Annotated in this window: 10 protein-coding genes and 1 pseudogene; 10 read left to right on the forward strand and 1 reads right to left on the reverse strand. The window is 45.7% G+C overall.

From position 1 onward, the window contains the following. Positions 1-142 precede the first annotated feature (142 nt). The 8 genes and pseudogenes from FC82_RS12415 to FC82_RS12450 all read left to right on the forward strand — a co-directional run bounded on the left by FC82_RS12415 (position 143) and on the right by FC82_RS12450 (position 8,937). Entirely contained in the window at positions 143-1,165 is a 1,023-nt protein-coding gene (locus FC82_RS12415; protein ID WP_235809236.1) for a class I SAM-dependent methyltransferase, read from the forward strand. Between the two features lie 22 nt (positions 1,166-1,187). Beyond that, the gene (locus tag FC82_RS12420; protein WP_054761075.1) at positions 1,188-2,378 is read left to right on the forward strand and encodes an acetate/propionate family kinase; all 1,191 of its coding nucleotides are present in this window, start codon (positions 1,188-1,190) and stop codon (positions 2,376-2,378) included. 511 nt (positions 2,379-2,889) lie between these two features. Next, positions 2,890-4,290, forward strand: a complete 1,401-nt coding sequence (locus tag FC82_RS12425; RefSeq protein WP_056997173.1) for an amino acid permease — start codon at positions 2,890-2,892, stop codon at positions 4,288-4,290. 435 nt (positions 4,291-4,725) lie between these two features. Beyond that, on the forward strand, positions 4,726-5,337 hold the full coding sequence (locus FC82_RS12430; protein ID WP_054761073.1) for a metallophosphoesterase family protein: 612 nt from the start codon (positions 4,726-4,728) through the stop codon (positions 5,335-5,337). Then, a complete protein-coding gene (locus FC82_RS12435; RefSeq protein WP_056997174.1) occupies positions 5,315-6,760 on the forward strand; it encodes a bifunctional metallophosphatase/5'-nucleotidase in 1,446 nt (481 codons plus the stop codon). The genes FC82_RS12430 and FC82_RS12435 overlap by 23 nt, the downstream gene beginning before the upstream one ends. Continuing rightward, complete coding sequence (locus FC82_RS12440; RefSeq protein ID WP_054761070.1) at positions 6,753-7,514, forward strand: YutD family protein; 762 nt, start codon at positions 6,753-6,755, stop codon at positions 7,512-7,514. Before FC82_RS12435 ends, FC82_RS12440 begins: the two co-directional genes overlap by 8 nt. Positions 7,515-7,522: 8 nt before the next feature. Then, positions 7,523-8,301 (forward strand): annotated as a pseudogene (locus FC82_RS12445) (TIGR01457 family HAD-type hydrolase). Beyond that, positions 8,302-8,937 carry a TIGR01906 family membrane protein gene (locus FC82_RS12450; protein ID WP_056997175.1) on the forward strand — a complete coding sequence of 212 codons (636 nt, stop codon included), beginning with the start codon at positions 8,302-8,304 and terminating at the stop codon, positions 8,935-8,937. Between the two features lie 118 nt (positions 8,938-9,055). Here the strand turns inward: FC82_RS12450 and FC82_RS12455 are convergent, their stop codons facing one another. Next, complete coding sequence (locus FC82_RS12455) at positions 9,056-9,715, reverse strand: VTT domain-containing protein (RefSeq protein ID WP_056997176.1); 660 nt, start codon at positions 9,713-9,715, stop codon at positions 9,056-9,058. Between the two features lie 204 nt (positions 9,716-9,919). On the opposite strand from FC82_RS12455, the gene FC82_RS12460 reads away from it, so the two are divergent. Both FC82_RS12460 and FC82_RS12465 read left to right on the forward strand, forming a co-directional pair. Next, the gene (locus FC82_RS12460; RefSeq protein ID WP_153021033.1) at positions 9,920-10,510 is read left to right on the forward strand and encodes a peptidylprolyl isomerase; all 591 of its coding nucleotides are present in this window, start codon (positions 9,920-9,922) and stop codon (positions 10,508-10,510) included. Positions 10,511-10,701: 191 nt separating this feature from the next. Then, positions 10,702-11,082 carry a CvfD/Ygs/GSP13 family RNA-binding post-transcriptional regulator gene (locus FC82_RS12465; RefSeq protein WP_412778488.1) on the forward strand — a complete coding sequence of 127 codons (381 nt, stop codon included), beginning with the start codon at positions 10,702-10,704 and terminating at the stop codon, positions 11,080-11,082. Positions 11,083-11,376 lie beyond the last annotated feature (294 nt).

Here is an 11,376-nt window from a genome sequence, read left to right on the forward strand (position 1 = left end):
ACGACCTTATACACAATTATTCACAAGCGATAAATGACGTCTCGCATTAGTAAAGCTGGGCTTAATTTTACATTGTTTGCTTGAATTAGTGAGCAATTATTTGTAAGATAGATTCTGTGGATAATCCTTAAAACAGAGGAGGTTGACAACACTGGCTCTGAAAGAAACCGAAGCGCTGTTTAATGTGCTTGATCAGTCGGCTCAGTTGTTACGTTCGGCATTGGATACTTCGTACGTTGACGCCTTTATCGAATCAGGTGATAACCTGATCGCGGGCAATGTACAAGTGGAAGACGGCAAACCAGCTCGGCAGACTGTTGAGCAATTGCAAGCGCTTTATGACGACGTACATTTGGACCAACTGGCAACTGAGAGTATTCGCCAGGCAGTTCAGCTGGTGATGCTCAAGGCAATCAAGGAAGACGAGATCCAGGCAAATCATCAATTAACGCCTGATACGATTGGCATGGTCATGGGGTACATTGTGATCCGGTTAGTCGAACATCAAGAAAAACTTGTGGTCCTGGATCCGGCTGTCGGCACTGCTAATCTATTGACGACCCTTATGAACCAATTAAGCGAGGCCACGAAACACGAGGTTTCCGGGATTGGAATTGATAATGACGACTCAATGCTGGCGGTGGCTGACATTAACGTAACGCTCCAACACGCACCGGTAGAACTGCGGCATCAGGATGCACTGGGTGACCTATTAGTGAACTCAGCTGACCTGGTTGTCTCAGACCTGCCAATTGGTTATTATCCATTGGATCAAAAAGTGACCAACTTTATGACTCGTGCAAAGGAAGGTCACTCATACGTACATCATCTATTGCTGGAACAAGCCATGCAATCGGTGAAGCCCGGCGGATTTGGAATCTTTTTAGTTCCAAGTCAGCTCTTTCAATCGGCAGAGGCGAAGAACCTGCTTGGGTGGCTGCAAGACAGCGCCTACTTGCAAGCTTTTCTCAACCTGCCGAAGAATCTGTTCGCGGCGAAGGAATCAGAGAAAGCAGTTTTGTTACTCCAGCGACACGGCGGAGCTGCCAAGCAGGCTAATAAGGTCATGCTGGGTGAATTTCCGTCGTTCAAGGATCAGGACGGTTTTTCAAAATTTATCGCTGAGATCGTTGATTGGGAATTAAATGACTTACTCGCTAAGTAAATAAAAAGGAGACTTGTCAGACATGGGAAAGACACTTGCGGTCAATGCAGGAAGTTCAACATTAAAGTTCAAATTATTTGAGGTACCATCAGAAAAGGTGCTCACTAGTGGTGCAATCGAACGAATCGGTTTAGGCGATTCACTCGTTTCCATCAAGTATGGTGACGGGAAAAAGTACGAAAACACCCAGGATGTTAAGGATCATGAAGAAGCCATCCACATCATGTTGGACCAACTTCTGTCCTTAAAGATCATCGCGAGTTACGATGAAATTACTGGTGTTGGTCACCGGGTCGTTGCCGGTGGTGAATTCTTTACCGACTCCGTTTTAGTTGATGCTGATGCCTTAAAGAAGATCGAAGACCTTTCTGAATATGCACCACTGCATAACCCAGCTGAAGCAATGGGTATCCGGACCTTCCAAAAGATTTTGCCTAACGTGCCAAACGTTGCGGTCTTTGATACTTCATTCCATACCTCAATGCCACAAGTGAACTACATGTACGGGATTCCTTACGAATATTACGAAAAGTTTGGTGCTCGGAAGTACGGCGCCCATGGGACCAGCCACCGTTACGTTGCTGGCCGGGCTGCAGCAATGTTGAACAAGCCGCTTGAAGACCTGAAGCTGATCACTTTGCACATTGGTGCCGGTGCGTCGATCACGGCCATCAAGGACGGCAAATCATATGATACTTCAATGGGCTTTACCCCATTGGCAGGGATCATGATGGCTACCCGTTCTGGTGATATTGATGCCTCATTAGTGACTTTCCTGATGGAAAAATTAAACATCAAGGATCCTAATGACATGATCGATATTTTGAACAAGAAGTCAGGTTTGGTTGGGGTATCCGAATACTCTGCTGACATGCGTGACCTTGAAAAAGTTCAGGATAAAAATCCTAAGGCGCACTTAGCCCGTGATATGTACATTAACCGCATCGTCAGATACATTGGTCAATACATCGCTGAATTAGGCGGTGTTGACGCCATTGTCTTCACTGCCGGTGTTGGGGAAAACGATATTCCGATTCGCCAAGAAGTGACTGACAAACTGTCTTACTTCGGCATTGGCGTTGACCCAGAAAAGAACAACATTCGCGGTGTTGAACGTGATCTGTCAACAGCAGACGCAACGGTTAAAACTTTATTGATTCCAACAAACGAAGAATTAATGATTGTTCGTGATGTTGAACGATTAACTAAATAGTAGGGTGGCTTAAGTCACTCGATGACGAGTCCGAGATATATTTCTTGGGCTCTTTTTTTGACCTTTTTTCTGAAACGCTTTGCTAAAAAAGAGAATATATACGTGCTATGCCGTGGTGTTTTACTTTTTGATGAGTTGGGAAGATATTTGGTGGAACGGGTACACATGACAAGTGTTTTGTAAAAATGTGCATAGTCAGGTGATTGAGCAAATACAAAAAATATCATTTGTATCACCAGCCAATACTGAAGGCTGAATCTGGTTGTTATCAAGTCATTGCTTAGTCGGCGATATGTGTCAGCGAGGCAACACGCACCGCCGACCAACACTGGTATCGTGTACTGCGTGAATCCTCTTCACCTAACCTTGAATAACTCTCATCATTTTCAAAGACGCTGTTATGATAGGGTTTGCGGGTGTCTGATGATGATTATTCCACCGTTTCCGGTCCGGCGCATTAAAGGATGCTCATTTTGCCGTGTATAATATTGACACATAAGGAGTGAGATGCATGGCAGACAAAGAGACATCAACAACTGAATTTTCACGAGGGTTGAAAAACCGCCACGTGCAACTGATTGCACTGGGCGGGACGATTGGAACGGGGTTGTTCCTGGGGGCTGGCGAGTCGATTCATTCGGCTGGACCATCAATTTTACTGGCGTACTTACTTGCTGGTATTGCCTGTTTCTTACTGATGCGGGCACTGGGAGAGTTACTGCTTTCTGATTTGAGTGCCCACTCCTATATTAAATTTATCACGAAATATCTCGGCGAGCGGTGGGGCTTCGTGGCTGGGTGGACGTATTGGGTCTGCTGGTTGACGATTGCCATGGCTGATTTAACGGCAGCTGGGTTATATATGAAATTTTGGTTTCCTAATTTACCGCAATGGGTAACAGGCTTGGTGATTCTGTTGATTCTTCTGGGGATTAATTCAATCACCGTTAAAGCGTTTGGCGAAACGGAATTCTGGTTTGCCATCATTAAAATTGTGGCGATTATTGCGCTGATCGTTGCTGGTGTTGTTCTGGTCGTGATCAACTTTAAGACACCAGTTGGTCACGCGTCGGTCAGCAATCTGTTTGCGGGGAAATTCTTCGCGAACGGCTGGAAGGGATTCTTCCTTTCGTTTCAAATGGTGTTGTTTGGGTTTATCGGGATTGAAATGGTCGGAATGACGGCTTCAGAGACAACTGATCCCGCCAAGATCATTCCTAAAGCCATCAATGAAATTCCGATGCGGGTTATTCTGTTTTACCTGGGTTCTTTGTTAGCACTAATGTGTATTTACCCGTGGCACTACATTTCACCATCTACGAGTCCCTTTGTGCAAGTGTTTTCAGCTGTCGGCATCAAAGCAGCGGCTGCCATCATCAATTTTGTGGTGTTGACCGCAGCAGCTTCAGCCTGCAACAGCTCGCTGTTCACGACCGGCCGGATGTTATTTTCCTTGACCTACAACGGTAAATCACCGATGGCAAAACGATTTGGAAAACTTTCTAAATCGCAGGTGCCCGTTAACGCACTGTTGTTCTCAGCTGTTATTATTGCCCTTGTTGTCATTATGAACATGTTTATTCCTGGCAAGGTCTTTACGTTGATCTCAAGCGTAGCGACGACCTGCTTCCTCTTTATCTGGGGGTCGATCGTCTTAGCCCATTTGAAATATCGGCGCGAAGTTAAGGCTAACCATCAGGAAGACCAGTTAACGTTCAAGATGCCGTTAGCACCATATTCTGACTACTTTGTGCTGATTTTCTTGGCCATGGTCGGCGTTGTGCTCCTGTTCAAGTCCGAGACGCTGATTGCACTGATTGGATCGGTTATCTGGCTGGTCGGTTTGTGGGCGTTTAAGACCATTAAGGACCGGAGTAGTAGTCGAGAAGACTTAGACCGGAATTATGATTAACTCAATTGTATGATTACGTTGTTTTGGTCGCGTTTGCTGTGAGTGTACTGGCATCATTACCGTAATTTAATAACTAACAACTCATTTAGAGCGTGAGACAAAAGGCGTTTTTGTTCCCGAAATATAAGAGGCCCCATCTGAAACCCATTTGGTTTTAGGTGGGGTCTCTTATATGGCTGGATATCACCGTTTATGCGAGGTAAACTGAAACACTAATCCCGCAAGTTTTGTGTATTTACCCGAAATATGGTTACCTGAATCGGTTTCCTTAAATTGTTCTGGCGCGAAATTAGGCGGTTGGGACAAGCAATCGTGTAGTCATTATGCACGACAGGCTGACAGCTCAAACTAGGCACTCTTCATACAGCATGTTAAACTAGTAAGGAAAACAACGCCTACTGGGCTTCAAATGAAATTAGCAAAGAAGGGGTTTACGTGAAGGATTACTTTACGGCGGACACACATTTTTTTCACAAGGATCTACTCGGCGACTCTAAATTCGCCCCGCGGCCCTTTGCAAGTGTGGCTGAAATGAATCAGACAATCATTGATAATTGGAACAAGCGGGTGACACCGGAGGATACGGTGTATCATCTTGGTGATATTGCGCTCTACTTTACGCGACCAGAAAAGGTTTCTCACGAGGCCGTTTTAAAGGTGTTGAACGAATTAAACGGCCACTTGGTTTTGATTAAGGGAAATCATGATAGCCGGTCGTTTTTTAAATACTTGGCGGCCCATAATTATGAATACGGCGGCAAGCCAAAATTCACGTTCCATGATGTGGGCGTGCTGATCAAGGTCAATCACCGACAGTACTACATGACCCACTATCCAATGATGATGGGCATCGTGAAGCAGATCATCAATCTTCACGGCCACATTCACCACTATGCCGTGGGTATCAAAGAAAATATTAACGTCGGCGTGGACACCCCAGAATCGGATTATTTGGCTGAAAAGCCGCCGTTTGGGACACCGTTTTCCATGGCTGAGGTTGAAGAAATGGTGAAGGGGAAATACGATGACTTTCAAAAAAGACGGTAAGCAGGACGATGGGAAAATCGTTGAAAAAATCACGATTCTCCACACAAACGACTTGCATTCACACCTGGAAAACTGGCCGCAAATTCGCCGTTATCTTAGTGAGGAAAAAGAGCGGTACCAGGCAGCCGGCCACACGGTGCTGACTTTTGATATTGGGGATGCCATGGACCGCGAGCACGCACTGACCGAGGCAACCGATGGGACGGCTAACATTCGGCTGATGAATACGATTCACTACGACGGTGTGACGATTGGCAATAACGAGGGGCTTGGCAACACCAAAGACCAGCTCAATCACCTTTACGATGAAGCAAATTTTGACGTTATTTTAGGCAATCTTCTGACGGCGCCAAACAAAACACAGCCTAAATGGGCCGTTCCAGCAAAACTTATCGAAACCGCCGCACACACCCGTATCTTGGTTCTGGGATTGACAGCGCCATATACGCTGACGTACCCGCTGGTTGGCTGGCAGCCGATTTCAGTTGAACGGATGCTGCCGCGCTTGTTGGCACAATACGCTGGTCAGTACGACGATGTGGTCCTGTTATCGCATTTGGGTATTGATGTTGACCGGATGATTGCTAAACGGTACCCGGAAGTAAACGTCATTATCGGGGCGCATACGCACCATCTATTAGTTCACGGTGAACTCGTGAATCAGTCACTGCTGGCAGCTGCTGGTAAGTGGGGTCAGTACATCGGTACCATTCAATTGCAACTAGAAAACCACCATATTGTTGCGAAGGAAGCCTCAGTTGTTAAAACGGACACGCTGCAACGGGCAACCACGGACCGTGATGAGATCAACGGCTACATTGCTGAGGGGGAACACCTGCTTAGCCAACGCAAGATTGCGACATTGCCCGTTGCCATGGATCATAGTTGGGAAGGCCATTCACGGTTGACCAGCGAGGGGCTGGCCGCGTTGGAAGATTATGCACAAACGGATGCGGCTATCATCAATGGCGGCTTGTTCATGACTGATTTGCCTGCCGGTGAGGTTACCGCTAACGATTTTCATAACTTGCTGCCCCATGCCATGCACGCCATGCGCGTCACACTCAATGGGTATGACCTCTGGCGGCTGATTCGGGAAATGGAGAAGAACCGTGTTTTTCTCAGCCGTTTTCCCATTAAAGGAATGGGGTTTCGCGGCAAGGTCTTTGGGTCGATCAACTATTCAGGTATCAGTTACGATGAGCACGATCAACAAGTTTTATTCCGCGGCGAAGTGTTGTCGCCCGTCCGGCACTATACCATTGCTATGCCTGATCACTACCTCTTTATTCCGTTTTTCCCGACCATCAGCATCGTTGGGCAAAACGAAATTATGTATGGTAAACTATTACGGAACGTCTTAAGCGACTATCTTGCAAAACGTTACCCACTTCAACTAGGAAAGGAGGATGTTCATGGATAAAAAATCATTACAAGAACTAATCGATGAATCGCGGGCCAGCCGACCAGCTGGTGGCGTGGTCGTTAGCGAAGATGAGACGCACTACCAAATCAATGATCACCCATACGAACTATTGACGAACTACCGGGACGCCTTTGATAAAATGGAACTTAGCGACCGGTTTAATGCCTATTTTTCGAAGTATGATTACTTAGTCGGCGACTGGGGTTTTGGCCAGTTGCGGCTGCGCGGCTTTTACGGCGAAGAACGAAATGTGCCTGCCGAGGCTAAGATCACTGCTTTACAGGATTATCTGGACGAAAACTGTAACATCGGCTGCCCCTATTTTGTGTTAAAGAACCAGGACGTCCGTGTCGTGGAACCAAAGAAGCGCAAACCGCGGCCGTCAAATAGTCGTCGCCATCGCAATGGGTCTCACCGCAACAATGCGACGCCTCAAGACGGTGAGCAACACCAAGCGAATGCCCGTAATCAATCAAGTGACACGCGGCATCAAAATAACGCCAATAAAAATAATAATCACGGTCGCAGCAATAACGGCCATAACGGCAGCAATAATGGAAACGGCCAACACCGCAACAGTCGCAATAGCGGCAACAACCGGTCAAACCACCAGCCTAAACGCCAGACGGCTTATGTGACTGAACAGATCAAAGAAGTGAAGCAAACACCGCTGAGTAAACGTGACGGTACCGTCAAAACGGTGGGTCATAGTAAGCACCGGCGCTTTACCATAAGAGAGAAAAAGGACTGACGCGTTTCATGAAAAAACACTACGACGGTTACTTTATTGACCTGGATGGCACAATATACGCAGGTAAACGCCGAATTCCGGCCGCTAAGCGCTTTATTGAACGCCTCCAAGATACAGATACCGATTTTATGTTTGTGACCAACAACACCACAAAATTGCCCATTGATGTTGTCCAAAACTTAGCCGATAACCACGACATTCACGTTGCGGAAAAGAACGTGTACACCGCGGGGCTTGCTAGCGCAGACTATGTCGCTCAAGTTGCTAAGCCTGGACAGGATAGTGTCTACATCGTTGGTGAATCGGTTTGATCCAAGCTTTTTTGGATCGTGGGTTTCATTTGACCGAACATGACCCTGATTTTGTCATTGTCGGGCTTGATTCAGATGTGACTTATCACAAGCTATCGCTGGCCATCTTAGCGATTCGAGCTGGGGCCATTTTTATTGGGACAAATCCAGATTCCAATATTCCCAATGAACTGGGGATGCTGCCGGGTGCGGGTTCATTTGTCGAAATGGTGGCCTACGCAACTCAGCAGCGGCCAGTTTATATCGGTAAGCCGCGATCAATCATCATGGCAAATGCGTTGAAGCGCAGCGGATTGCGCAAAGACCAAGTCGTGATGGTCGGGGATAATTACCGCACTGATATTACTGCCGGCCTCGATTTTGGTATCGATACACTGCTGGTATACAGCGGCTTATCAAAACGAGCAGAGGTCGAACAAGAAGACAGGCAGCCAACGTTTGAGATTGACTCGCTGGATGACTGGGAGCTGATATAGATGTTACGATTGCGGCGTTTTTTTGCCTGGACGGTGTTTTATCTGGCGTTGGTTTCACTGATTATTTTTTTAACGATCAACAGTTTTTGGCTGTACCGGTTAAACCTGAATTTTAGTACGATTCCCCACCAGGTTGGCTTATCGGTTGGTAAAATCATGACAAACTATCATCAGCTGCTTGCCTATCTTGAACTGCCGTGGGTCCACCATCTTGATATGATGAATTTTCCGACGTCACCAAACGGCCTGCAGCATTTTATTGATGTGAAGCATTTGTTTTTATTAAATAATGTTATTTTGCTGGTCACGATTATACCAGCGGTCATTTTTGTGGTGCGATTAGTGCGTCATCAGCAAAGTTGGATGTTCATTCGGACGTTTCAAATTGCTGCGGTGATTCCGGTGCTGTTTGGCTTGATCATGCTGGTCAACTTTAACGGTTTCTTCATTGCTTTTCATAAAATCCTATTTCGAAATTCAGACTGGTTATTTGACCCTCAGTTTGATCCCGTGATTAACGTTTTGCCGGAGAGCTTCTTTGCGCAATGTTTTATTATGGCATTTGGATTGTTTGAATGCGTGATGATTTTTGGCATTGTTTTCGGGAAGCACCAATTGAAAATGAGTACACAATAAAAGACAGTGCCGCGTTCCGATTGGAATACGGCACTGCCTTTTTGTTTTAATGATGCCATCATGTAAGTTTGATAACTAAGGACTTAGTCTGCCAAGCAGCAAAGCGGATTGTTGCGCGCTATTCTTCTCCCGCTGGCGACCGGCGTCCCTTAAGAAAGCCCACGAAGGCTGGAATCATGGAAACGATGATAATTCCGATGACGACCAGTGAGAAATGATCTTTGACAAAACCGATGTTCCCGAAGAAAAAACCGCCCGCGGAACAGAGGCCGACCCAACAGATGGCAGCAGCAACGTTGTATTTGATAAACGATTTATACTCGTAATTCGAGGTCGCAGCAACAAATGGTGCCAGCGTCCGGATAATCGGCATGAAGCGGGCTAAGAATATCGCCATCGCACCATGTTTATCGAAAAAGCCGTGCGCTTCATTAAGCTTTTGCTGACTGAATACGCGACTAAAGAATCGGTTCTTTGTCAGGGCAACGCCAAGGTGTCGGCCAATGAAGAAGTTCAGTGAGTCACCACCGATGGCAGCTGCCAAGAAGATGACAATAAATACTAAAATACTCAAGTGATATTCAGGGTTTGCAGCAAGCGCAGCTGCGGCAAACAACAGGGAATCACCAGGCAGGAACGGCAGGATCACCGCCCCGGTTTCAACCAAAACAATCAAAAACAGGATGCCGTACGTCCAACCGCCGAATGTGTTGACAATCGCGATCATATGCTGATCAATGTGGAGTACGAAATCAATGAGGGTCGTTAAAAAGGTCATGTAGGCAATTAGTCCTTTCAAATCATAGATATCCAATATAGTTTCATAGATGTCGTCATTGTATCAAAAACCCAGCAGAATACCAGTGGTTTGTGGAATCTTAGGAAAAACGCATGAAGTTTATGGTCGAATCGGCAGGAAAGTTGCTTTTTAATTTCAAACATGGATAATAGAATAGGTATCAGAAAGATAATGGAGGTTTTGCTGGTGAGTTTTCCACAACTACATCTCGATACGGTCAATGGCCCTAAAGCGGTCATGCACACATCGCTAGGTGATATTAAGATTCAATTGTTTCCAGAACAAGCACCCAAGGCGGTTGAAAACTTTGTGTCGCTTGCAAATGATAACTATTATGATGACGGCGTTTTTCACCGGGTCATTAACGACTTTATGATTCAGGGCGGCGACCCTACCGGAACTGGCATGGGTGGCGACTCTAAATGGGGCGCGCCTTTTGAAGATGAATTTTCAAAAGAGGTTTATAACCTGCGTGGTGCCCTTTCAATGGCCAATGCTGGACCGAATACGAATTCGAGCCAGTTCTTTATTGTTCAAAATCAACATTTGTCTGAGCAATTAAGTGAGCAGATGAAGGATGCACATTTCCCTGATGAAATCGTGACTGCTTATCAAAAGGGCGGCACACCATGGCTTGATTTTCGCCACACTGTTTTTGGCCAAGTTGCTGAAGGCATGGACGTGGTGGATGAAATTGCGACGGTCAAGACGGATGGCAGTGACAAGCCATTGACGGATGTTAAACTGACTTCTGTTGAAATCATTGACGACTAACAAGCGCAACTTAAGACGTTAAATGACCGGTTCAGTGCAATCGACTGGACAGGTCATTTTTTGTCTGATAGTGGCGGCGTGTATTGTGCGGGTATGGTGGTATAATGCTACTAATTGATTCAAGACCGACATTTCTAGCTTTGAGAACTGCTTTTTAGCGGATAAATAATGTTTATTTTAAGGAGGGAACAATTATGTATCATATTGGAGAACAGGTCACTGGTACAGTTACTGGGATTCAACCGTACGGCGCATTTGTTGATCTTGGTGACAATACGCAGGGTTTGATTCATATTTCGGAGTGCCACTACGGTTTCGTCAAGGATATTCATCAATACTTATCAGTTGGCCAGGCGTTAACGGTCGTTATTTTGGATATTGATGAATTTACAGGGAAGATTTCTTTATCACTTCGGTGTCTTGAGGAACCTAAAGCTGTTACGATCGATCAGCCGGAAAATCATCACAAACATTATTGGACAAGCCGCAATGTTCATGAGGGATTTACACCCATTGCGGATCGGCGTCACGGTTGGGAACAAGAGGCGCTTCGTGAGTTTGTTCGCAAATAAATTGACTTTTTTGAAATAAGTGCTTGACCGACTCTTGATTTGCTGGTATTATTTTACCTGTTGTTAAAGACGACGTCACTCATTGAACGCATAATTATTCAAGGTGGTTGTTGTTGGATGACCGAATTAATTCATTTCAGCGAGTTGATAAACATTTGGCTGAATAAAGATTCAAAATAATGGTTGACACAATTTTGAATCTTGGGTATACTAAATGAGTTGATTCGAACAAGTAGATCTTTGAAAACTGAACAAAGTTTTGTTTCACAAAGTGCAGGGCATATCAACTTTAGT

Origin of the sequence: Secundilactobacillus collinoides DSM 20515 = JCM 1123, assembly GCF_001435975.1 — a bacterium.
GTDB classification, from domain to species: domain Bacteria; phylum Bacillota; class Bacilli; order Lactobacillales; family Lactobacillaceae; genus Secundilactobacillus; species Secundilactobacillus collinoides.

Coding starts and splice junctions, on each gene's coding strand:
- FC82_RS12420 (WP_054761075.1), top strand. CDS start 1,188: ATGGGAAAGACACTTGCGGTCAATGCAGGAAGTTCAACATTAAAGTTC.
- FC82_RS12425 (WP_056997173.1), top strand. CDS start 2,890: ATGGCAGACAAAGAGACATCAACAACTGAATTTTCACGAGGGTTGAAA.
- FC82_RS12435 (WP_056997174.1), top strand. CDS start 5,315: ATGACTTTCAAAAAAGACGGTAAGCAGGACGATGGGAAAATCGTTGAA.
- FC82_RS12440 (WP_054761070.1), top strand. CDS start 6,753: ATGGATAAAAAATCATTACAAGAACTAATCGATGAATCGCGGGCCAGC.
- FC82_RS12450 (WP_056997175.1), top strand. CDS start 8,302: ATGTTACGATTGCGGCGTTTTTTTGCCTGGACGGTGTTTTATCTGGCG.
- FC82_RS12455 (WP_056997176.1), bottom strand. CDS start 9,715: ATGACCTTTTTAACGACCCTCATTGATTTCGTACTCCACATTGATCAG.